At 42.9% G+C, this 22,407-nt stretch carries 21 protein-coding genes; 18 read left to right on the top strand and 3 right to left on the bottom strand.

Features of this window, described 5'->3' with window-relative positions; all coding sequences use genetic code 11:
- Positions 1-2 precede the first annotated feature (2 nt).
- From bshA to TY16_RS25405, 14 genes are all read left to right on the top strand, one after another.
- Positions 3-1,133, top strand: coding sequence for an N-acetyl-alpha-D-glucosaminyl L-malate synthase BshA (gene bshA, locus TY16_RS20375; RefSeq protein WP_043933621.1), 1,131 nt, complete (start codon positions 3-5; stop codon positions 1,131-1,133).
- Between the two features lie 6 nt (positions 1,134-1,139).
- Complete coding sequence (locus TY16_RS20380) at positions 1,140-2,342, top strand: CCA tRNA nucleotidyltransferase (protein WP_081773055.1); 1,203 nt, start codon at positions 1,140-1,142, stop codon at positions 2,340-2,342.
- Positions 2,315-3,319, top strand: coding sequence for a biotin--[acetyl-CoA-carboxylase] ligase (locus TY16_RS20385; protein ID WP_043933623.1), 1,005 nt, complete (start codon positions 2,315-2,317; stop codon positions 3,317-3,319). Before TY16_RS20380 ends, TY16_RS20385 begins: the two co-directional genes overlap by 28 nt.
- A 1,324-nt stretch (positions 3,320-4,643) precedes the next feature.
- Positions 4,644-5,480 carry a 3-methyl-2-oxobutanoate hydroxymethyltransferase gene (gene panB / locus TY16_RS20390; protein WP_043933624.1) on the top strand — a complete coding sequence of 279 codons (837 nt, stop codon included), beginning with the start codon at positions 4,644-4,646 and terminating at the stop codon, positions 5,478-5,480.
- Positions 5,477-6,322, top strand: a complete 846-nt coding sequence (panC, locus tag TY16_RS20395; RefSeq protein ID WP_043933625.1) for a pantoate--beta-alanine ligase — start codon at positions 5,477-5,479, stop codon at positions 6,320-6,322. Before panB ends, panC begins: the two co-directional genes overlap by 4 nt.
- A gap of 42 nt (positions 6,323-6,364) precedes the next feature.
- Positions 6,365-6,748 (top strand): aspartate 1-decarboxylase, encoded by a 384-nt coding sequence (gene panD / locus TY16_RS20400; RefSeq protein ID WP_043933626.1) that lies wholly within the window; start codon positions 6,365-6,367, stop codon positions 6,746-6,748.
- A gap of 97 nt (positions 6,749-6,845) precedes the next feature.
- Entirely contained in the window at positions 6,846-9,632 is a 2,787-nt protein-coding gene (gene dinG / locus TY16_RS20405; RefSeq protein WP_043933627.1) for an ATP-dependent DNA helicase DinG, read from the top strand.
- A 253-nt stretch (positions 9,633-9,885) separates the two neighbouring features.
- Entirely contained in the window at positions 9,886-10,056 is a 171-nt protein-coding gene (locus tag TY16_RS25895) for a YpmA family protein (RefSeq protein ID WP_081773056.1), read from the top strand.
- 11 nt (positions 10,057-10,067) lie between these two features.
- Complete coding sequence (locus tag TY16_RS20410) at positions 10,068-10,541, top strand: cell wall elongation regulator TseB-like domain-containing protein (RefSeq protein ID WP_043933628.1); 474 nt, start codon at positions 10,068-10,070, stop codon at positions 10,539-10,541.
- A 30-nt stretch (positions 10,542-10,571) separates the two neighbouring features.
- Positions 10,572-11,759, top strand: a complete 1,188-nt coding sequence (locus TY16_RS20415) for a pyridoxal phosphate-dependent aminotransferase (RefSeq protein ID WP_043934873.1) — start codon at positions 10,572-10,574, stop codon at positions 11,757-11,759.
- Positions 11,760-11,968: 209 nt separating this feature from the next.
- Complete coding sequence (gene asnS, locus TY16_RS20420) at positions 11,969-13,261, top strand: asparagine--tRNA ligase (RefSeq protein WP_043934874.1); 1,293 nt, start codon at positions 11,969-11,971, stop codon at positions 13,259-13,261.
- A 383-nt stretch (positions 13,262-13,644) separates the two neighbouring features.
- Complete coding sequence (locus TY16_RS20425; RefSeq protein WP_043933629.1) at positions 13,645-14,349, top strand: DnaD domain-containing protein; 705 nt, start codon at positions 13,645-13,647, stop codon at positions 14,347-14,349.
- Between the two features lie 166 nt (positions 14,350-14,515).
- Complete coding sequence (gene nth, locus TY16_RS20430) at positions 14,516-15,181, top strand: endonuclease III (protein WP_043933630.1); 666 nt, start codon at positions 14,516-14,518, stop codon at positions 15,179-15,181.
- Positions 15,168-15,644 carry a YpoC family protein gene (locus TY16_RS25405; RefSeq protein WP_052342810.1) on the top strand — a complete coding sequence of 159 codons (477 nt, stop codon included), beginning with the start codon at positions 15,168-15,170 and terminating at the stop codon, positions 15,642-15,644. The genes nth and TY16_RS25405 overlap by 14 nt, the downstream gene beginning before the upstream one ends.
- 60 nt (positions 15,645-15,704) lie before the next feature.
- Here TY16_RS25405 and TY16_RS20440 read toward each other — a convergent pair whose 3' ends face one another.
- The gene (locus tag TY16_RS20440) at positions 15,705-18,494 is read right to left on the bottom strand and encodes a penicillin-binding protein 1A (RefSeq protein WP_043933631.1); all 2,790 of its coding nucleotides are present in this window, start codon (positions 18,492-18,494) and stop codon (positions 15,705-15,707) included.
- A 32-nt stretch (positions 18,495-18,526) separates the two neighbouring features.
- Positions 18,527-19,138 (bottom strand): Holliday junction resolvase RecU, encoded by a 612-nt coding sequence (recU, locus tag TY16_RS20445; RefSeq protein WP_197028431.1) that lies wholly within the window; start codon positions 19,136-19,138, stop codon positions 18,527-18,529.
- Positions 19,139-19,262: 124 nt separating this feature from the next.
- Here recU and TY16_RS20450 point away from each other — a divergent pair, with 124 nt between their 5' ends.
- The 3 genes from TY16_RS20450 (at position 19,263) to TY16_RS20460 (ending at position 21,457) form a co-directional block, all read left to right on the top strand.
- Entirely contained in the window at positions 19,263-20,234 is a 972-nt protein-coding gene (locus TY16_RS20450) for a DUF2515 domain-containing protein (protein ID WP_043933632.1), read from the top strand.
- 463 nt (positions 20,235-20,697) lie between these two features.
- On the top strand, positions 20,698-20,961 hold the full coding sequence (locus tag TY16_RS20455) for a hypothetical protein (RefSeq protein WP_043933633.1): 264 nt from the start codon (positions 20,698-20,700) through the stop codon (positions 20,959-20,961).
- Positions 20,962-21,079: 118 nt separating this feature from the next.
- Positions 21,080-21,457: a DUF1798 family protein gene (locus TY16_RS20460; RefSeq protein ID WP_052342811.1), complete on the top strand. Its 378-nt coding sequence runs from the start codon at positions 21,080-21,082 to the stop codon at positions 21,455-21,457.
- A 34-nt stretch (positions 21,458-21,491) separates the two neighbouring features.
- Here TY16_RS20460 and yppF read toward each other — a convergent pair whose 3' ends face one another.
- Positions 21,492-21,692, bottom strand: coding sequence for a YppF family protein (gene yppF / locus TY16_RS20465; protein ID WP_043933635.1), 201 nt, complete (start codon positions 21,690-21,692; stop codon positions 21,492-21,494).
- A gap of 182 nt (positions 21,693-21,874) precedes the next feature.
- On the opposite strand from yppF, the gene TY16_RS25410 reads away from it, so the two are divergent.
- Entirely contained in the window at positions 21,875-22,357 is a 483-nt protein-coding gene (locus TY16_RS25410; RefSeq protein ID WP_052342812.1) for a YppG family protein, read from the top strand.
- Positions 22,358-22,407: the final 50 nt, after the last annotated feature.

A 22,407-nucleotide genomic window follows, 5' to 3' on the forward strand; every position in this document is an offset into this window, starting at 1 on the left:
AAATGAAAACACTTAAAATCGGGATTACATGCTATCCAACAGTTGGAGGATCGGGTATTATAGCGACCGAACTGGGAAAACTCCTCGCCGAGAAAGGACATGAGATCCATTTTATCTCCTCGAGTATGCCATTCAGGCTGAGAAAAATGTATCATAATGTCTATTACCACCAGGTGGAAGTGAATCAATATTCAGTCTTTCAATATCCGCCATATGACCTTGCGCTCGCTAGCAAAATGGCCGAGGTTGCCAACAGGGAAGGCCTCGACCTCCTGCATGTCCACTATGCGATCCCACATGCCGTTTGTGCTATCCTGGCAAGGCAAATGAGTGGCAGGGACCTGAAAATAATGACAACTTTACATGGTACGGATATCACGGTGCTTGGGAATGACCCATCTCTGGCTGATGCCATCAAATTCGGTATTGAAAAATCCGATATTGTTACAGCCGTTTCAAATTCACTCGTTACTCAAACGATGGAAATGATCCATCCTGATAAACAAATTGAAACGGTTTATAACTTCATAGATGAACGGGTATATCTTAGAAGCGCCGATCCTGATTTAAAGAAAAAACTGAGGATTGAGGACGAAGAAAAGGTCGTTATTCATGTTTCCAATTTCCGGCCTGTTAAAAGGGTTGGTGATGTAATCAGGACATTTGCCAGGATATCTGAATCAATGCCAGCAAAACTGCTCCTTGTTGGCGATGGGCCTGAAATGAGGAATGTTACTAGGCTCGTCGAGGAATTGGGATTAAAGGGAAAAGTATTATTCCTTGGAAAACAGGATAATGTAGAGGAATTATATTCTATTAGTGACCTTATGCTTCTTTTATCTGAAAAAGAAAGCTTTGGGCTAGTTGCCCTTGAGGCAATGGCTTGCGGGGTACCGTGCATCGGTACAAATATTGGCGGCATCCCGGAGGTAATTGAAGATGGAGTAACAGGCTATATTTGCAGGTTGGGAGATATAGAAGATATATCCAATCGCGCGATAGCCATTCTGTCAGATTCCGCTCTTCATCAAAGCTTTTCACAAAAAGCCGCTATAGACATGAAGGAAAAGTTCAATGCTGACCGAATTGTTGCTGAGTATGAAAATCTTTATTATAAATTGCTGGGAAATTAGGTGAAAATGGTGAAAAAACCATTTTTGGATGCATTGCCAGTTATTGAGGAGATAGAAGCCGCCGGATTTGAGGCCTTTTTTGTTGGCGGGGCAGTCCGTGACAACTTCCTCAACAGGCCTATTGGGGATGTTGACATTGCTACTTCTGCCAGGCCAGAACAAATTAAAACAATTTTTTCCCGTACAGTCGACATTGGAATTGAACATGGTACAGTACTTGTCCTATTTAAAGGTGAGTCCTATGAAATTACGACATACCGGACTGAAACAGGATATAAGGATTTCCGCAGGCCTGATGAGGTGAAATTCGTTACCTCTTTAACAGAAGATTTGATGCGCCGAGACTTTACAATAAATGCGATGGCAATGGACAGGCATGGTGTGGTAATCGATCCGTTTGGCGGGAAAGAGGATATCGTCAAAAAACAAATAAGAACGGTTGGCAATCCTGTGGAACGATTCAGTGAGGATGCGCTTAGGATCATGAGGGCGATTCGCTTTGTTAGCCAGCTTCGCTTTTCAATCGAAAAGGGAACATTATCCTCTTTGTCTGAAGCTGCACACCTGTTAACCCATATCGCTGTTGAACGAAAGTCCGTAGAGTTTGAAAAAATCCTCCAGGGAACTGGGAGGGCTGAAGGAATCAGGATGATAACCGAAGCAGGAATCCTGGACTACCTTCCAGGATTAAGCGGGCGGAAAACAGAAATTTCGAAGCTTTCATCCTATCAAATTTCAAACCTGAACCTTAATGAAATGTGGGCACTGCTTCTTTATTGCATCAGTATCGAACAAGATGGTGTCGATGAGTTCCTTCGGGTTTGGAAACTGCCAGTCAAAAAAATAAAAGCTATTGCCAAACTGCTTTACTTTTTTCAACAAAGGCTGCAATCTAACTGGGACCTTCGCCTTCTTTATCAGGCAGGGAAGGAAAATATAATATCGGTGGAAAAACTTATACAGTCCATAGGTGGCCAGGCTGGTGCGGCCACGATCGAAAAATGGGTTGAAATGCATAATAGCCTGCCGATAAAGTCTAGTGATGAAATGGATGTTTCTGGCGGAGACTTGGTAAAGTGGTCCGGTAAAACGGGAGGCCCCTGGGTGAAAGAACAACTCGCTATGGTAGAAGACGCGATTATTCATGGCCAGCTTGATAATCGCAAAGATAAGATAAAGGAGTGGCTATTCAATTGCAATCAGAGATAAGGAAAAAGCTCCTTGATGCTTTTGCTGATGCCGGTGAGGAATTCGTATCTGGCCAAGCCCTGGCAGAAGCGGCTGGTTGCTCGAGAACTGCAGTCTGGAAGCACATTGAAGGGCTTCGGGAAGAAGGCTTCATACTTGAAGCAGTCAGAAAAAAAGGCTACAGACTGATCGAGGTTCCTGCATCCTTGACAGCGGATGAAATCCGCCTTGGGTTAAAAACGGACTTTATTGGAAAGACGATCGATTATTTTGAAACAGTGGATTCAACTCAAAAAATAGCACATTCCCTTGCTGGAGAATCTGCCCCCAATGGCACTCTTGTAATAGCAAACGAACAGTCATCTGGCAGGGGGAGAATGGATCGGAAATGGCATTCTCCAAGCGGCACGGGAATATGGATGAGTTTGATCGTCAGGCCAGATATTCCGCTTCAAAAAGCACCCCAGTTAACTTTGTTAACGGCTGTCGCGGTTGTACGGGCAATTGCAGCTGCTACTGGGCTTCAACCTGAAATCAAATGGCCCAATGATATTTTGGCGAATGGAAAAAAACTGACTGGAATTCTTACCGAACTTCAGGCAGAAGCTGACCGAATACATTCAGTCATCATTGGGATAGGGATCAATGTAAATCAGCTGGCAAGCGATTTTCCAGATGAACTGAAAGAACTTGCAACATCCGTTGCGCTTGAAACAGGAACCGAGCAATCACGCGCGGGACTAATCCGCGAGTTTTGCCTTCAATTTGAAAGGCTGTATGTACTTTACCTTGAACAAGGCTTCCATCCTATAAAGCTTCTTTGGGAGAGCTATGCAAAAGGAATTGGAGGGCCAATCAGGGCTCGGACTTACAATGGGACTATTGAAGGAACAGCATTAGGAATTACTGAAGATGGTGTCCTTCAGATTGAAGATTTAAATGGTAAAATCCACTCTATTTATTCAGCAGATATAGAGCTGCCGAGCATATCTAGTTAGTGCTTATTGAAATCAATAGTATAAACTTGGCGATGACACATATAAAATGTGGGCTGTCCAAAAGGCCGTTGAATGACGACACTTTTGGACAGCCTTTTTTATTTTTAGCTATTTTAAACAACGTTGTTGATTTCCGCTCCACAAAGGGAATCTTCCAAGAATAATCATCGCAGGGACACAAAGGAAAGCACCAGCGAATTAACATCGCAGAGACAGGCGCATTTTGCGTGTCGCGAGGCGTTCTTTGCCTGTCACGAGGCGCTTCGCTTTCCACGGGCGGCCTGGGAGCCTGTCTAGCTGTGGCTCCTAGCTAGTTTTCTTCTTGACTAAGCATCCTGAGTATCTTGTAACAATCATGGCTTTGGAAAAGCGATGATTGTTACAGCTCGAGGTCGCTTCAGTACCTCAGCTGAAGTCAAAGAACGACTTCTGCTTCAGTCCTTTCACAAGAGTATGCTTCGGAAGCTTAAGCATCGCACGAAGAAAATGCGTTTTTTGCATTTTCGAGGAGCGCTTGTCGGAGCTGGGCAGTCGCCTCGCTTTTCTATCTCCTCGGCGCGACGCCTGCGGGGTCTCCCACTGACATTATCTCCCGTTAGGACGTTGAGTAAGCTTCCCTGAAAAGGCACCGCAGGAGAAAATGCGTTATTTGCATTTTCGAACGAGTCTATGCGCCTTCCGCTCCAACCAACAATGCTAATATATCCAATATCCATTAACCCAGCTTTTATTTTTAGGCTCTGTTAGTATTCATTGTTGATTTTTGTTGAGGTATAAGAATTTATTAGGGGGAGAATTTCCGCCTATTGTACCCACGGGCACCTTAAGAGACAGAAATAAGCGGAGAAATTCCCCTTAACTTCTTAAAATAAGTCAAAAACCAATGATTCTGGTTTGATAAGCGGAAAAACTCCCCTTATTTTAAGGGAAATATGTGTATTTCCCGATTTAACTGGAATTTCTCCCCTCATTTTTCAAACAGAGTGAAATCCACATTTAGCTATAACAGAGCCTATATTTAAAAGTGCTCTGCGGTATCCTTCGGAGCTTCTCTTTGTGGAACGAAAATCAAAAGTTTTCAAATTATTTACGTTGGCAACAGCTAAGCCTTTTTGCTATAATTCGATTGGGCGGTATCCAAAAGAACTGCACCTAAAAAGAGCAATTCCTAACTAAACATGGTTTCTGCCTAGATCCGTATTGGACCGGGACAGAGGGATAAAATGCAAACGACAACGGGATCCTCTGCCTTCAGCAGGATCTTTTTCTATGCTGTGGCAAATTCCTTTTATCCCCTCTTCCTAATAGAAGGAGGATATTGATAGTGAAAAGTACAACGGATTTTACAAAAATGAAACAAAATGGCGAAAAGATTGTCATGCTAACAGCCTATGATTATCCAGCTGCCAAGACTGCGGAACAAGCCGGGGTTGACATGATTCTTGTCGGAGATTCACTGGGAATGGTTGTGCTTGGCTATGATTCGACCGTCCCCGTGACGGTGGATGATATGGTTCATCATTCGAAGGCAGTACGCAGGGGAGCACCAGGTACGTTCACTGTTGTTGATATGCCATTCATGAGCTATCACGTTTCGGTGGGAGACACTCTCCGGAATGCGGCTAGAATTATTCAAGAAACCGGCGCCCAGGCAGTCAAGCTTGAAGGGGCCGATGATGTATTGGAAAAAATCAAAGCATTGACTCAGTCGGGTGTTCCAGTATGTGCGCATCTTGGGCTTACACCACAATTGGTTGGTGTCCTGGGAGGATTCAAGGTTCAAGGCAAAACCGCTTCCGCTGCCGCTAAGCTGGTTGAGGATGCAAGGAAATGTGAAGAGGCTGGGGCATTTGCTGTTGTCCTTGAGTGTATCCCCCGGCAGCTTGCTGCTGAGGTTGCGAACACGGTTTCGATTCCCGTTATCGGAATTGGTGCAGGCGCAGAAGTGGACGGACAAGTTCTTGTCTATCATGACCTTGTAGGTTACGGTGTTGATCGCGTTCCAAAGTTTGTTAAGCAATATGGGCAAGTTGGCCATGATATTATCGATATGATCGGCCAATATGTTTCCGATGTAAAGAGCAGTGTATTCCCTGAAGATGCCCATACTTTTACTATGAAAGAGGAAGAACTTCAAGCTTTATACGGTGGTATCAGATGAAAAAAGTAGAACAAATAAAACCCTTGCGTGAGCAGCTCTCACAACATAAACGCGAAGGCCGTTCGATTGGCTTTGTTCCTACAATGGGCTTTCTCCACGAAGGGCACGAGAAGCTCATTCAAACAGCACGAAAAGAGAATGATATTGTTGTCATTAGTATCTTTGTTAATCCGCTTCAATTTGGTCCTAACGAAGACTTTGATGCATATCCCCGGGATTTGGAACGGGATTTAACAATTGCCCGAAATGCAGGAGTGGACTTTGTATTTGTACCAACTGCCGGGGAGATGTATCCCTCAAAGCCAAGTGTCAGGGTTGCTGTGGAATCAAGGACTGATGTCTTGTGCGGCAGGTCCAGGCCTGGCCACTTTGACGGAGTTGCAACCGTCCTCACGAAGTTATTTACTATAGTTCAGCCTGACAGAGTTTATTTCGGTTTGAAGGATGCACAGCAAGTCGCTGTTGCGGATGGGTTGATTCACGATTTCAATTTCCCGTTGGAACTTGTTCCGGTTGAGACGGTCAGGGAAGAAGACGGCCTTGCAAAAAGCTCCAGGAATGTGTATTTGACTGAAAAAGAACGCAAAGAAGCCCCGACCCTTTTCAAGGCATTAAAGGAAGGGCGGAAGGCTGTCGATAATGGGGAGAAGGACCCGTCCAAGGTCATTGATTTAATTAAAAGAATGATAGAGACCGAAACAAATGGCCAAATTGATTATGTTGAGCTATACGGTTATCCTTCGCTGGAACCTGTTGAGAAAATAAATGGCAGATGCATCATTGCTTTGGCTGTCCGATTCTCGGGGGCAAGGCTTATCGATAACATTCTTTTGGACGCCTAAGAGCCTCAGCAGGCTATTCTGATATAACTGGAGGAGAAGCTAATGTTTCGCACCATGATGAACGGAAAAATCCATCGCGCCCGGGTGACCGAGGCAAATCTGAATTATGTTGGCAGTATTACAATTGACGAGGACATTCTCGATGCAGTTGGTATGATTCCGAATGAGAAAGTACAGATTGTCAATAACAACAATGGCGCTCGCCTTGAAACGTATATCATCCCCGGGGAAAGGGGCAGTGGTGTTATTTGTCTGAATGGTGCGGCTGCAAGGCTCGTACAGGAAGGCGATGTTGTCATCATTATTTCCTATTGCTTAGTTGCGGAAGAAAGAGTTGCCTACCATAAACCAAAGGTAGCAATCATGGATGAAAATAATAGGATTATTGAGCTCCTTCATGCTGAACCGGCAAATACCATTATGTAAATATGAAAGCGGAAGCGCCATCCAGATGGCCTCCGCTTTTTATTTTCTACATTTTATGGTACGGTTTTGATTGAAAGAATTATTGGGATGTGTAAGGATGCATAAGAAATTCGTTGTAGTCGATCTTGAAACAACCGGCAACTCACCAAAGAAAGGCGATAGAATAATACAGTTTGCTGCTGTTGTTATTGAAGAAGGCAAAATTACAAATCAGTTTACATCTCTTTTAAATCCCGGGAAACAAATCCCGATATTTATTGAAGAACTGACGGGCCTCAAGAATGAAGATGTAAAGGATGCCCCCTTGTTCAGTGAAGTAGCCCCGGAAATTTCTTCGATTTTGGAGGACGCTTATTTTGTAGCCCATAATGTGCTATTCGATTTGGGTTTCCTGCAAGAAGAACTTCTAATGGCGGGCGAGGAAGGATTTCTAGGCCCTGTCATTGACACTGTTGAAATGGCACGGTTCCTTGAACCTGAAGCAGACAGTTATAAATTGTCAGACCTCGCTGAAAAGGAAGGACTGGAACATGATCGTCCTCATCAAGCTGACAGTGATGCGCTAGTTACAGCCGAACTGTTCCTTTTGTTCCTCAGCAAGATGGAATCTTTGCCTAAAAATACACTGGAACAGCTCTCTGCCCTATCCCAGGGACTTAAGAGCGATATCCATCTCCTTCTGGAAGAGTATTCATCCAAGGCTGTTTCTGCGCATGTGTCCGATACTGGCAAGCTTGTGACAATCAATGGGATAAGCCTGAAGCGAAAAAATGAGTTTTCCACCAAGGAATTTACAAATGATGATACTAGCTATCCTTTTAAGGATGAAGACAAAAAGACAATGATGCTCCGTTCTTTTGTGGAATATGAGGAAAGAACGGGTCAATTTGAAATGATGGATGAAGTTTATCATGCCTTAACCAATCATACCCATGCGCTGATTGAAGCTGGAACAGGGATTGGGAAGTCGATTGGCTATTTGCTTCCTGCTGCCTTTTTCTCCCGGCAGAGAGGGGCAAGAGTTGTAATTAGTACATATACGATTCAGCTTCAAGAGCAGCTGATGAAAAAAGATATCCCCCTTCTAAAGGAGACTTTACCATTTCCAGTTAAAGCCACGCTAATGAAGGGAATGAATAATTATCTTTCCCTGCCAGCCTTTGCAAAAAGCCTTGAAGAGGAAAACGACAACTACGACACTGCTCTTGCGAAAATGCAAATCCTTGTTTGGCTGACCAGGACCGAAAGCGGGGACAGAGATGAGCTAAACCTTTCAAGCGGTGGTGCTTTGTACTGGAATTCAATTTCAGAAGAAGGAAATAATCCAATAGGAAAAGAAGCGTGGCAGGGCTACCATTTTTACGATTATGCCTTAAAACTTGCCAACCAGGCAGATTTAATCATTACGAATCATTCACTTCTGCTTTCTGATGTGGATGCAGGAAGTACTGTCCTGCCGCAATACGATTATGCCATCCTTGATGAAGGGCATCATTTTGAGCATGCCTCTAGTGACCATATGGGCATCCGGCTGGATTATATAGGTGCAAGGCTCACCCTTGGCCAATTTGGATTATATGAGCAAAAGCAATTGTTTTATAAAGTGGAAAAGGTGATCTCCAGTCTTCCGGACCGTGGGAAAGCAGTCTCAAGGGTGAAATTTAATCAGCTTATTTCAGATACTATATACGAAATGGACGATTTTTTTAATTTACTTATTTCCTTTGTGACAAAAACTGTTAAGAATCATGCCCCGAAACGCTTGAAAGCGCGTATTGATGAAAAAACCAATCATCGTGAATGGGAAGTTCTTAAGAATGCAGCAAACCGATTTTCTTTTTTACTAAAGGATCTTCATGGGGCTGCGGCCTCGATGCTTGACCTGATTATTCCAATTGGTTCGACTGATATTGCAGTACTGGCTGATCAGCTCCATGGTTTTATGGAGGATGCGGAGAAGCTAAGGCATAAATTAAATGTAATTTTTTTAGATAATACGAGGTATGTAAAATGGATTGAAACCGATACAAGGTCGCCGCATAATGCAACGAGTATCTATTCAATGCCTTTGTCCGTGGCAAGTGAGGTGAAAGCGCGTTTTTTTGACAAAAAAAAATCTGTAATTCTGACATCGGCATCATTGACTGTCGATCAGTCTTTCAGCTTTATTCTTTCTAATCTTGGTCTTGATTCACATCATGTCAACACTGTTTCCATACCGTCCCCGTTTAATTATGAGCGGAATGTTCAGATGTTTATATCAACAGATTTGCCAGCTGTCAACACCGTTCCGCAGGATGAATATATAGCAGAAATAGCAGGAAGGATCATTTCCATTTGCGATGCCGCTAAAGGAAGGATGCTCATTCTTTTTACATCGCATGAGATGCTCAAAAAGACATATGAACTTGTTAAAGAAAGCGGTCTGCTAGAAGAGTTTGCTCTGATTGCCCAAGGAATATCCGGCGGAAGCAGATCACGTCTGACACGGAACTTCCTGAAGTTTGATAAGGCTGTGCTTTTCGGAACAAACAGCTTTTGGGAGGGTGTCGATATTCCCGGTGAGGGACTATCATGCCTTGTGGTCGTAAGGCTTCCTTTCAGCCCGCCAGATGAACCGTGGACGAAGGCAAAGTGCGAAATGATAGAACAGCGGGGAGGCAAGCCATTTTCGGAATACTCCCTGCCTGAAGCAGTGCTACGGTTCAAACAGGGCTTTGGCAGGCTGATCAGGACTGGCCGGGACAGGGGAGTTATTGTTGTATTTGATAAACGCCTTGGAGAAGCGGCGTACGGCAAAGCCTTTCTTCGCTCCATTCCCAAAGTTCCCGTCCATAAGGTGGGAATCGACGAACTTATCGAAGGGATTGAAAAGTGGCTCTAGTAGGAAGCTTATTTACTTTTTGGTAAAAGGCTGTGTTAAAGGATAAGGATATTGTTGTTTTTCAAAAATAATTGATTGAAGCGCCTAGAGCGAATCAACAATATTGTTTAACACAGCCTAGTGATTAAGTGTTAGGGGTAAAAGCCAAAAACTCGGGTGAATTCCGCTACCAATCGTCTTCTTCCCTGTTATAATGAAGAAATATAGACTAAAATAATGAACAGCCCCAATGGGAAGCAATGGAGGAACATGCATGGAGAACAAAATAGAAGTTCTATCAACTGTAAAAATTCAACATGGGCCGGACTTGTACAAGGTGGTCGATGCATTGAACCGGACGTTGAAACATCAAAATCTTATGTTCGGACTTGCGCTCGATACAGAAGACCAAAGCAAGGCCGTTTTTACGATATACCGGACATAAGGGGCGGTACTGTGAAGAAAGTAATTCTCTATTTTTTATTGATAATAGCTATTCTTTTAGGGGCCGCTGGATGGATTTACTCAAACGCAACTGAGCCTGTCAGGACAGCAGAAGAGAAGGCGGTTAAACGTGCAGCTGAAGAAGCCGACTTGGCAGATTACGGCAAATTTACTCTCTATAATGGCGAGGAGCAAGTTTACGTAGTCGAAGGAAAAAATAACGAAGGCGATGAAATCATTGTATGGATGCCGGATAGTGACGGGAAAATCGTCGTGCATGAAAAAAAGGATGGGGTTTCAAGACAGGATGCCATCAATAAGGTCATTGCCGACAAAAGCCCCCAAGAAATCATTTCTGTACGTCCAGGCATGGAGAACGGAATCCCGTTCTGGGAAGTATACTATTCTACCGGCAATGGTCTGATCAACTATTATTATGTTCACTTTGAAACCGGAGAAATGTATAAAATAATTGAAAATCTTTAATTTTTATATTGTGGAGGTAGCAGCATGGAAATGAAATTGGCTAAAAGAGTACTTTCCTTAACCCCGTCATCAACTTTGGCAATTACAGCAAAAGCCAAGGAGCTTCAGGCACAGGGACATAACATTATCGGGCTTGGAGCTGGCGAACCTGATTTCAACACTCCGGAACATATTCTGGAGGCTGCAAAGAACTCCATGGATGAAGGGCGAACCAAATACACCCCAACAGCCGGACTTCCGCAGCTGAAAAAGGCAATAATCGCAAAACTGGCAGCAGATCAGGGACTGGACTATAAAATGAATGAAATCATCGTGGGTAATGGCGCAAAGCATGTGCTGTACACCCTTTTTCAAGTCATCCTTGATGAAGGGGATGAAGTAATCGTCCCTGCGCCGTATTGGGTCAGTTATCCAGAGCAGGTCAAGCTTGCCGGCGGCACCCCGGTCTACATTAATGCAACAGAAGAAAATAACTATAAAATTGTTCCTGAACAATTACGGGCTGCAATCACAGACAAAACAAAGGCAGTGTTAATCAATTCTCCTAGCAACCCTACAGGAATGCTTTATACAAAGGAAGAACTTGAGGCATTGGGACAAGTTTGCCTGGAGAATAACATACTGATTGTTTCTGATGAAATTTATGAAAAGCTTGTATATGGAAATAAAAAACATGTTTCTATCGCGGAAATTTCCGACGAACTCAAGAATCAGACAATTGTTGTTAATGGTGTGTCCAAATCCCACTCAATGACAGGCTGGAGGATAGGCTATGCCGCAGGGAATAGTAAAATCATAGGGGCAATGTCCAACCTTGCCAGCCATAGTACATCCAATCCTACAACCACCGCGCAATATGCGGCAATTGCTGCTTATGAAGGAACACAAGAACCTGTGGAAGAAATGCGCCAGGCTTTTGAACATCGGCTTGAGACCGTATTTTCCAAACTAACTGCAATTCCCGGCTTCACATGTATTAAGCCGGATGGAGCCTTCTATCTTTTCCCTAATATCAGTGAGGCTGTAAGGCTTACAGGATTCAAGAACGGAGATGAATTCACAGAAGCACTTTTGACCGAAGCGAAGGTTGCGGTGATTCCTGGATCTGGTTTTGGAGCTCCTGACAATATCAGGCTTTCCTATGCGACTTCACTTTCCCAGCTTGAAGAAGCTATAGAGCGGATAAACAGGTTTGTAGAATCCAAATTAAAAAACTGAATGTAACTCGCATTAACGGTTTGCTATCAATTAGCGGTTGGGGAAAACCTCTCCCGCTAATTGATTGTCCGCCTCATTTACCTGGCCACTTTAGGACAAAACAGACCAGGAGAAGCATGCTGCACCCTTGCTAGGCCTTGTCCGCATCTGTATAATAAAGTGGATACATAGAAACCGTAAGTGCAAGTCTTGGAGGGAATATACCAGTGATTAAAACAACAATTGCAGAAGTTCATAAATACGTTGGCGAGGAAGTCAGAATTGGCGCATGGCTTGCCAATAAACGTTCCAGCGGAAAAATCGCCTTTTTACAGCTGAGGGACGGAACTGGATTTATCCAGGGTGTGGTCGTGAAAAGTGAAGTGGAAGAGGAAATCTTCCAGACTGCCAAATCAGTAACCCAGGAGTCTTCACTTTATGTTACGGGAATTGTACAAAAAGATGAACGTTCTCCATTTGGATATGAATTGTCAGTCAAAAAGGTCGACATTATTCAACTTGCCACCGATTACCCGATAACACCTAAAGAACATGGTACTGAATTCCTAATGGATCATCGCCACCTTTGGTTAAGGTCAAAGCGCCAGCATGCAGTGATGAAAGTCAGAAATGAAATCATTCGCGCAACCTATGAGTTTTATAATAACAATGGCTTTGTTAAAGTGGATCCGCCTATCCTGACCGGCAGTGCACCTGAAGGAACAACTGAACTGTTCCATACAAAGTATTTTGATGAAGATGCCTATCTTTCACAAAGCGGCCAGCTCTATATGGAAGCTGCTGCTATGGCCTTAGGAAAAGTTTTCTCTTTTGGCCCAACATTCCGTGCCGAAAAATCAAAAACAAGGCGCCACTTAATTGAATTTTGGATGATCGAACCTGAAATGGCCTTTACAGAACATGAAGAAAGCTTAGTTGTCCAGGAACAATATGTTTCATACATTGTTCAATCGGTATTGGCCAATTGCCAGCTTGAACTAAAAACTCTTGGCCGTGATACATCGAAGCTGGAGCAAATCAAGGCACCGTTCCCTAGGATAACATATGACGATGCAATCAAGCTCCTTCATGAAAAGGGATTCGATGATATCAAGTGGGGAGATGATTTTGGGGCTCCGCATGAAACAGCGATTGCAGAAAGCTACGATAAGCCTGTTTTCATTATCCATTATCCAACTTCACTCAAGCCTTTCTACATGCAGCCGCATCCTGAACGCGATGATGTTGTGCTATGTGCCGATTTGATTGCTCCGGAGGGGTATGGGGAAATTATAGGCGGTTCAGAGCGTATACATGATTACAATCTTATGAGGCAGCGAATTGAGGAACATGGGCTTCCTGAAGCTGCGTATAAATGGTATTTGGAGCTAAGCCAATATGGTGCTGTTCCCCATTCAGGATTTGGACTAGGCCTCGAGAGGACCGTTGCCTGGATTAGCGGTGTCGAGCATGTCAGGGAAACCATCCCATTCCCGCGTCTATTGAACAGGCTGTATCCATAAAAACCGGTATATATTGAATCGGATTTATAAAAATAGGCCCTGTTATAGAAAATTGTTGCTTTATAAAAGAGTTGATTGAAGCGCCTCGTGACAGGCAAAATGCGCCTGTCTCTGCGATGTTAATTCGCTGGAGCTTTCCTTTGTGTAGCGGAGAACAACAGACTTCTTCAACACAGCCAAAAATAATTAATAATAATGTAAGCCTGCCAAGACCAATTTTGGCAGGCTATTCTATTAGCAACACAGGCAACATAGCATGCATAGTGTAAAGAACAGTACAAAAATGGGATATAAAACTAGTTCTTTTTGTAAGATTATCCCTGTTTGAAATGTTTACCTGTCCCTCTTTGATTCATGGTATACTGATAGAGAGGTGTCGAATTATGAAGTCTAGTATCCTTGGCTGGATGCATGAAGGGAATGTTACCATACCTTCCTTGCTTTTCACAGAATATAAAAACTTAAACTTAAATGAATATGAACTTGTTCTTCTTTTGAACATCTTGAATTACGCCCAAAAAGGCAACGAATTTCCCACTCCTGAACAGCTTTCCTCCCATATGACTCTTTCTGATCTTCAATGCACCGATGCTTTGCGTAAATTAATCCAGCGCGGCTACATAGAAATTATGGATGAGTATAGCCAGGACGGAATTCGTTGTGAAAAATATTCGCTAGAGCCTTTATGGCAAAAGCTTATTGATCAATTCCTGCTTAAGGAAAAAGCAGAAAAGGAAAAGGATCGGAAAACGGAAGAACAGAACTTGTATACGATATTTGAAAAGGAATTTGGCAGGCCGCTTTCTCCTTTTGAATGTGAGACCCTGGCTATGTGGGTTGATGATGATAAGCATGGCCCGCAAATTATTAAAGCTGCACTTAGGGAAGCCGTTATGTCCGGAAAATTGAATTTCAGGTACATAGACAGAATTCTCTTTGAATGGAAAAAGAATGGTATTAAAACAATTGAACAGGCAAAAAGCCAAAGCATAAAGTTCCGCCAACGGCAGCAGGCAAAGAATTTACCTCAGGACCGACAGGCACCCCCTGTTTCTGCCGTACCTTTCTACAACTGGCTGGAACAGTAATTATAATTTGAAGCGAGAGGACATTACTCTCGTTTTTATTTAATTTTAGGCTGTTTTAACTAAATTCCCTTTAATCCAGACTAATTTCTAAGCTTATTTTTCAAATTATGATTGACCATGCTGGTAAAATAGCTTGTAGCAAACGTTAAAAAGAAGGTGACTGAATATGTTGAATAAAGCACAAATCAGATACTGCCTCGACGAGATGGGCAGGATGTTTCCTGATGCCCATTGTGAATTGAATCATTCCAATCCGTTTGAGCTCGTCGTCGCAGTAGCGTTATCTGCCCAATGCACGGACGTTCTTGTTAATAAAGTGACTGAATCTCTTTTTAAAAAATATAATACGCCACAGGATTATTTAAATGTGCCGTTGGAAGAGCTTGAAAATGACATACGTTCAATTGGGCTGTTCCGAAATAAAGCGAAAAATATACAGAAGCTTAGCAAAATGATCCTGGAGGAATATGGGGGCCAGGTTCCCATGGACAGGGATGAACTGACGAAGCTTCCTGGTGTGGGCAGGAAAACAGCCAATGTGGTCGTTTCTGTTGCTTTCGGAGTACCCGCAATTGCTGTTGATACACATGTTGAAAGAGTCAGCAAGCGGCTGGGTATCTGCAGATGGAAGGATTCTGTCCTTGAAGTTGAGAAAACACTCATGAAGAAAGTACCGATGGAAGAGTGGTCCGTAACCCATCATCGGTTGATTTTTTTCGGGCGTTATCATTGCAAGGCCCAAAATCCGCAATGCCCAACATGTCCACTATTAAAGGTATGCAGGGAAGGCCAAAAACGGATGAAGGGAAAACTGCAAAATGCCAGAGCATAATTCCAGTTTACCAAAACAATTGGAACATCCCTTTTTTTCTGAAGTGGCAGCTCAGTTGTTTCCTGATGAAGCTGGTTTTTTTTACGGAGCCATGGCGGCTGGGCCTTGGGAGGAATCGTATATCAGTGTTCCAGGACAATATGAGGTATGGAATGAAGTTAGCAAGAAGATAGAAGAGTCTTTTAAAGAGAAAAATAAGCCGCGCGTTAGAGAGGGAATGAGGGTAGGGATATCAACCCTTCTTAAAATTCTTTATTGGAGCAATAAACAGCCAGTAAAGTTAAACGAGCTCAACGAAGTCGATAGCTTGGCACTTAAGCCAGTTAATTGCCAGGAACGGTTATATTTCTTAATCCAAAGACCGGAGCTCTTTCATTCCTACATTCAATTAAAACAATTAATGGAAGAACAAAAAAAGCAGTTCATGAAAAATATTGCTATTAAGAAAGGGAGCACCCGATAATGGGTGCTCCCTTTTTTGATTATAAAATTATATTCTTAGGGAAGCGAGCTCAAGGTGTGGTTAGTTACCACGGCCGGAGCCGTTTCCACTGCCGTTTCCGCCAGTACCGCCACCGGTACCGCCACCAGTTCCACCACCGGTACCGCCGCCAGTACCGCCGCCAGTTCCACCGCCAGTATCCCCGCCTGTTCCGCCGCCGGTATCCCCGCCAGTACCGCCGCCGGTATCTCCGCCAGTACCGCCTTCGCCATCACCTTCGCCTTCGCCATCACCGCCGCCATCACCTTCGCCTTCGCCGCCGCCATCACCTTCGCCTTCGCCGTCACCATCACCCTCGCCTTCGCCATCACCTTCACCATTGCCATTGCCATTTCCATTTCCGTTGCCATTTCCATTTCCGTTGCCATTACCATTTCCGTTACCATTACCATTTCCGTTGCCATTTCCGTTACCGTTATTTCCTCCATTTTCATCGCTAGGTGGAGGTGTTTGGCTTTCGACAACAACAGAAGCTGTTGCAGGATCACTGCTAGTTCCGTCTTTTACAGCAGTTACGGTTACCGAATATGTGCCGCCAGAAGTAATGTTAGGGACTTCATACGAAGTATTGGAAGTCGTGTTGGAATGAACCTTGCTGCCATCCTTTGTAACCGAGATGGAGTAGCTAATATTCTCTTTTTCTTTATGGTTCCAGCTCAATGAAATTGAATTGGTTTCTTTGTTCAACTCTGCCTTCAGACCAGTAGGTGCATCAGGTTTATCAAACTTCTTGGAAACTTCCTTCGGTTTTTTACCTTTTACAGCGTATTCAGTCAATACCATGCTATCTGGAGTATATTCACTTGCCAATTTGGCAGGAATTGAACCTTTTTCAATTCTTACACGTTCAACTGATTTTGGCATTTTGAAATCCGGTGTATCCACGTCTTTAGAAACATGCTGCATCAGATTTCTGTATAGCGCTTTGGCTATTTGCTGGTCTTTGCCAGGCATGATTGGTGTCATCCTGCTTTCATACCCAGTCCAAACCGCAATTGTATAGTTGGTCGTATAGCCGGCAAACCAGGCGTCAGGAACAGCGCCCTTACCTACATTAAGTTTTCTCAACTCATCTTCTGTATAGTTGGTCGTCCCAGTTTTACCAGCAGCGGGAAGGCCTGGTATATGGGCAGCCGTACCTGTACCGCTTGTTAAAACGCTCTTCATCATATCTGTTACCATAAACGCTGTATAGTCTTTCATGACAGCCTTTGATTCAGGTGCAGTATCAATTTCTGTTCCATCACGAAGTTCTATTTTAGCTACAGCATGTGGCTTTGTATAATAACCATTGTTGCCAAATGCGCTGTATGCCCCGGCAAGATGGAGAGGGGATACCCCGACCGTTTTCCCGCCGAAACCGCCTATTGCATAGGATTCATAAATTTCTTTCAAAGGAATGCCAAGGTTTACGGCAAAATCCTTCGCTTTTTCTGTGCCGACCTCCTGAAGAGTTTGCACAGCGATTGTATTCTTTGATTTCGCAAGGGCAGTGCGAATTGTCATCCAGCCATCATATTGGTCATTCCAGTTCCCGAATTCGGTCCCGCCTGTATACTTGGTTGGTTTATCCTCCATCATATGGTATGTGCCCCATTGAAGGTGCTCTATTGCTGGACCATAGTCAAGAATCGGTTTTATCAATGATCCTGGCTGCCTTTTAATATCCATGGCAAAATTATAGCCACGCTGGACATCCTTGTTGCGGTTTCCGCCTACCGCCCGAATTTCGCCTGTTTTTGTATCAACCATGACGATTCCGGCCTGGAATTTTTCATCAGGAAACGCCACAACATCATCTGTAAACATCATCTTATCTACATATTTTTGTGCATCCTGATCTAGTGTTGTATGAATCGTTAAGCCGTCGGAGTATATATCGAAATCTCCAGCTTTCTTTACCTCTTCGATAACAGCGTCAACAAACGAGTCATATGGTTTTTCATTTTTTTTGCGTTTTTCTTCAGGAACAAGGGTTTTTTCAACAGGAATGGCCTGTGCTTCCTTCATTTGCTGTTCATTAATGAAGCCATGCTGGTTCATGAGTGAAAGAACCAAATTCCTTCTTTTCTCTGCTCTGTCTGGATTTACGAATGGATTATAATTATTAGGGCTTTGAGGAAGCCCGGCAAGCAGTGCGGCTTCATGAAGCTCAAGCTCATCCAAGCTCTTGTCAAAATATACTTCAGCCGCTGTTGATACCCCATGGATATCTCCACCCATAAGGATTTTATTGACATACATCTCGAAAATTTGCTGTTTCGTATATTTCCGTTCAAGCTGATAGGAAAGCCAGGCCTCCTGTACCTTCCGTTTAATTGTTTTTTCATTGGTCAAAAAGGAGTTCTTCACTACCTGTTGGGTAATGGTTGAAGCACCTTCAGAACCAAAGCCATTCGTTAGATTCGCAATGACTGCACCGCCCAGTCGGATAATATCAATACCATGATGCTGATAAAAGCGGACATCCTCGGTGGCTAAAAATGCATCTTCAACCAATTTGGGGATATCTTTATAATCAACATATTCTCTTCGAACCGTACCGACTTCCCTGAATACCTTACCTTCTTTATCAAGTAGTTTAGAAGGAATGGGATCCTTTAGAAGCTTTTCGTCCAACTTAGGTGCATCCTGGACGAGGAAAGCGAATGTTGCAATGCCTGACAGCATTCCTACTATGCCAAGCGCAATAAGAATAAGGAATATTTTCTTAAAAAGTCCGCCGCGGGTAGGAGCACTTTTTTTCTTCTTTTTCCCATTGGAGGCAATCTGTTTCCTTCTTTCCTCCCTGGATTTATAATTACTTGCCATTAAAATTCCTTCCTTTCATGCAATACAAACTATCAATCTAGAATGTAGAGTTCATCAACTTTTTTTAAATAATCAATCCTTGGCTGGTAGCCTAGTGAAATCGGGATGCCAGCTTCCATTACTTCGGATTTGGTTATTGATTTTCTTCCGCCCTGTTCCATCCTTTCCCAAAACCCTAAAAGAGGGAGAGCATCTAAAAGAAATAATTCATCACTGCTTGAAAATCGCAGGATAACAAATGAAATTCCTCCTTGTTTTAGCACAGCATCCATATGGCGAATTTGGTGCTCATGGATGTTTTTCAAAGGAAAAGAGGTGGGATTCTGGGTTTCCTTCGCCTCAAAATCTATATATCTTCCTTTATATACTCCATTATAATCTGTTGTGGAGGCCTGCTTGAAATAGGCTTCTTTGATAACTGCTGCGCTTCGCTTGGGATAATCAACCTGGACAATTTGAATCGGCGTCGGTTTTTTGTGAATGACCGCAATGCCTCGGCTTAGGTAAAATTGATTCGTTTCATTCAAATCGTCTTCTAAAGTCATTCCTCGGTTGCTATAAGAATTGATTGATTCCCGTTTTAGTTTCGCTCCTTGAAGGGGCTGTCGTCCAGTGTATTTTTTTCCATTTGGGTAATTGAACAAGATTAGCACCTCACAAACTATTACCTATCATACCAAAGGAGCTTGAATTTTGCTGTATAAAATAATTTAATGGAGCCAATCTAACTATGACCAATTCAAACTGTTTTAAAGAAGGAATAGAATAATGCAGATTTCTGAAAAAGAAATAATAAAGGAAATTAGGAAAGAAACAGTCAAATTGAATAAGGATAATATCACCAGAACAAATGCATATTTTAATTTCTTTAAGCAAAATCCTGATCTTATATGGGCTTTTTTGGCTAGTATGGTCTCACGGAACGGTGGATGGAATATGTGCGACCTTGAAGGAACGATTTTTCCCCATTTCCTTACAGGTGCGACAAGGAAGCAACTCTTTCTTACGTATGAGCGAGCAAACTGGCTCATTTTCCATGATGCTTATCCACAACTTTTGCTTTACTCCTATTCGACGAAAATGAATAAGCCATTGTTTCATCTGTTAAAATATTTTAATATTTCGTCGTTTATGCAAAAAGAGTGGGCGATTTATTGGGAGAAACAGGATAAAAACAGGCTGACCACAGCATTGATTATTAATGAACAAAATGTTATCCAGGAACCGATCATTGAACATCCAGTATACAAAAGTAAAGTTTTTCAAAGCATTGAGTTCAATCTACAGGAATGGTTCCATTTTAGCTGTGTCCTTTTTCCAACTTGCGGTGGAGAATTATACGGTGCGAGTGTATCTGGCTTTCGTAAGGTTTCCAATCGGATAGACCTTGGCAGAAGGCTAACCAAAATACTTTTCCACCCAAGGCTGTTTCCCCACTTTTACGAATTTGCCCGGCGAACGGCTCATACGGGTTCAAGACATGACTATGAGCAGTACTTCAAACAAAAGGTCCGGCGCGAAACACCTTATTTAAGAATGACGTTTCCAATTATCGAGCACCACCGCCATATATATCAAGATTGGAGCCAAATTAAAATGGCCCCCGTACACAAGCTGTATTTATCAGTAAAGTTAAAAGAGACACCCCATTTAACGGACTGGTATATACAAAAACGGGACCAGCTCCAATTGATGGCACAAGTAAAAAAGGACTATTTGTCAAGGGGCTTTAAGCTATAAGCTTCCATAAAAATAATATGATGGGGCACTAAAAAGGCAAGGGGGATGCCCTTGCCTTTATATCCAGCAGTAACCAAATTGCTAACAGAATCCATTGTAAGAGACCTGGACATCCCGATGAGTGGAGAAATATACTTTTTGGCTATAGCAGGTTATTCAGCTGGCCTATTTTCGCCTACAAGCTTTTTATCGCCATAACCAGTCTTTTTTTGTTCCTGGCCATTATGGTTTTTCTTGTTTTCCTTACCCTTTTTCGCCATGGCTAAAACACCTCCAATAGTATCGTTCCCGAAACACATGACTTCATTCAGGGATCTTGTCGAATATACTCCGTAACCAGCATCAAAAAGAAGCTGATTACCACTACTTTTGACAGGTAGCTTCTAGTTTTGTCACCGATGCAGGAAACAGGAGGGGAAGGAAGAATAAAGGGTAGTAAATAAACCGTAAAGGGGAAAACGCAATGAAGGGATCTAGCAGTGAAAAGAATAAATTATTGCTTCGTTTGAATGGGATAAATGAACAGCTATTATTATTAGAAGCAGAAATGGACACGGCGTTTTCAGGGTTATCGATGGAGTTAATTGGCAAACGGTTCGAGCAGTTGGAGAATATGGAGGTGAGGGTGCAGCGATTGGAGCAGGACATTAAGCCACCTGCACCAACTAAGCGCTCTTTGCCAGCTGTTTTAAACACAAAGCTTGAACTCGCCATAACCGGAAGATAAACTAAAGTGAGTGGGAATGAGGCCATTTATATAAATGGCTTCTTTCATTCCTTAACAGGAACCAATAATCAGCCGTAATATCCATACTGATTAGAGTTTCAGATAGTGGAGGGGTATGATGGACTCATTGATTTTGTTAGAAGAGCTGACCAAACAGCTTCTGGATTATAATAAGGTATTTGTCCAAACTTTTGAACAAACTAGGGAGAAAAACGAGGATGGTGATTTTTACTCGGAGGTAAAGCCCTTCGCCGATAAAGTAAAAATTATAAATGACCAATGGAAGGAAGCTGCTCTAAAAGAGGCGGTATTCCTTGGCCGTAACGGCATTGCCAGCCGTCAGATTGAACTTGCCCATGAACACGTTGAAAAACTATCGATTCAGGCCTTTTTTGTCAAGACGAGCCGGTACACGTTTATAAATTCAAGCAGGACGGTTGATTATACATTAAGCAGCATTCTTGAAAAAATTGCAGGAACCGGGAAAGTTCTTTAATAAAAAAATCCCCGCCAAGTGGCGGGGATTTTTCTTAATTAGTAACTTTTTCACCGGTTATTTCCGGTACAGTGGCGCCTGTAGCTTCGAGCTCTTGGATTAGCCTCCGATATGTGGAAGCTGTGATTTCATTTTGAATATAAAGTTTCCTTGCATAATCCCTCAAAACATTTGCATCTACGGAATCATTGTCTCTTTGCAGGATAAAGCTTGTCTTCAATGTTGAAATATCCATCTAAAGCGCCCCTTTCCCCATTTTCTATATCGTAACACAATTAAAAAGAAATCCTTATTTTTAAAAAATTTAAACTTCCGACAAAAATTTCGCTATTTAGCACTTGAATTTTCAATAATCACACTGATTCACCCTCAACATATAGTATAGGGAAACGATGTACGGAAGTGAGGGTAGCCCACATGCAATATAATCGATACCAAGCTCCGGTATATGGACAGGTGCCTTTTACGCAGCAAATGCCTTATGGAGTTTATCACCAGCAGGGAATGCCTGCCTCCCACGTGATGCCAGGGTTTCAGCCAGGTTTTCCAGTGGGGGAGAATATGTGGCCAAATAACCAATTTGTTCCACAAACTCAGCAAAACAGGCCGGGCAGCCATTTTCTTTTTCAAAATCCCCTGGATCCCGGAGGGCAGAATGGATTTTTTGGCAATTCACAGCCAATGCAGCAAATGGGTTTTCCGCCACAATTTAATCCATACCCTAAGGGGCAGTTTGTACAAAAAACACCAGGAGCCATGCAATCCATCCTTGGCTCGTTTAAATCACAGGATGGCACATTAGATATCAATAAAATGGTGAATACAGCAGGTCAGATGGTCAGTACTGTCAGCCAGGCATCAGCCTTGTTAAAAGGTTTGGGCGGAGTATTCAAGGCTTAACAAGGAAACGGGAATACCGTTTCTTTTTTTTTCCAGGAACCATCACTTTC

Origin of the sequence: Bacillus sp. EB01 (genome assembly GCF_000613125.1) — a bacterium.
In the GTDB taxonomy this organism is placed as follows: Bacteria; Bacillota; Bacilli; order Bacillales; family Cytobacillaceae; genus Bacillus_D.

Bases quoted from the DNA above. Each gene is read 5' to 3' on its own strand.
- bshA (WP_043933621.1), top strand. From the start codon at position 3: ATGAAAACACTTAAAATCGGGATTACATGCTATCCAACAGTTGGAGGA.
- TY16_RS20380 (WP_081773055.1), top strand. From the start codon at position 1,140: ATGGTGAAAAAACCATTTTTGGATGCATTGCCAGTTATTGAGGAGATA.
- panC (WP_043933625.1), top strand. From the start codon at position 5,477: ATGAAAAAAGTAGAACAAATAAAACCCTTGCGTGAGCAGCTCTCACAA.
- panD (WP_043933626.1), top strand. From the start codon at position 6,365: ATGTTTCGCACCATGATGAACGGAAAAATCCATCGCGCCCGGGTGACC.
- dinG (WP_043933627.1), top strand. From the start codon at position 6,846: ATGCATAAGAAATTCGTTGTAGTCGATCTTGAAACAACCGGCAACTCA.
- TY16_RS25895 (WP_081773056.1), top strand. From the start codon at position 9,886: ATGGAGAACAAAATAGAAGTTCTATCAACTGTAAAAATTCAACATGGG.
- TY16_RS20415 (WP_043934873.1), top strand. From the start codon at position 10,572: ATGAAATTGGCTAAAAGAGTACTTTCCTTAACCCCGTCATCAACTTTG.
- TY16_RS20425 (WP_043933629.1), top strand. From the start codon at position 13,645: ATGAAGTCTAGTATCCTTGGCTGGATGCATGAAGGGAATGTTACCATA.
- nth (WP_043933630.1), top strand. From the start codon at position 14,516: ATGTTGAATAAAGCACAAATCAGATACTGCCTCGACGAGATGGGCAGG.
- TY16_RS25405 (WP_052342810.1), top strand. From the start codon at position 15,168: ATGCCAGAGCATAATTCCAGTTTACCAAAACAATTGGAACATCCCTTT.
- TY16_RS20440 (WP_043933631.1), bottom strand. From the start codon at position 18,494: ATGGCAAGTAATTATAAATCCAGGGAGGAAAGAAGGAAACAGATTGCC.
- TY16_RS20450 (WP_043933632.1), top strand. From the start codon at position 19,263: ATGCAGATTTCTGAAAAAGAAATAATAAAGGAAATTAGGAAAGAAACA.
- TY16_RS20455 (WP_043933633.1), top strand. From the start codon at position 20,698: ATGAAGGGATCTAGCAGTGAAAAGAATAAATTATTGCTTCGTTTGAAT.
- TY16_RS20460 (WP_052342811.1), top strand. From the start codon at position 21,080: ATGGACTCATTGATTTTGTTAGAAGAGCTGACCAAACAGCTTCTGGAT.
- yppF (WP_043933635.1), bottom strand. From the start codon at position 21,692: ATGGATATTTCAACATTGAAGACAAGCTTTATCCTGCAAAGAGACAAT.
- TY16_RS25410 (WP_052342812.1), top strand. From the start codon at position 21,875: ATGCAATATAATCGATACCAAGCTCCGGTATATGGACAGGTGCCTTTT.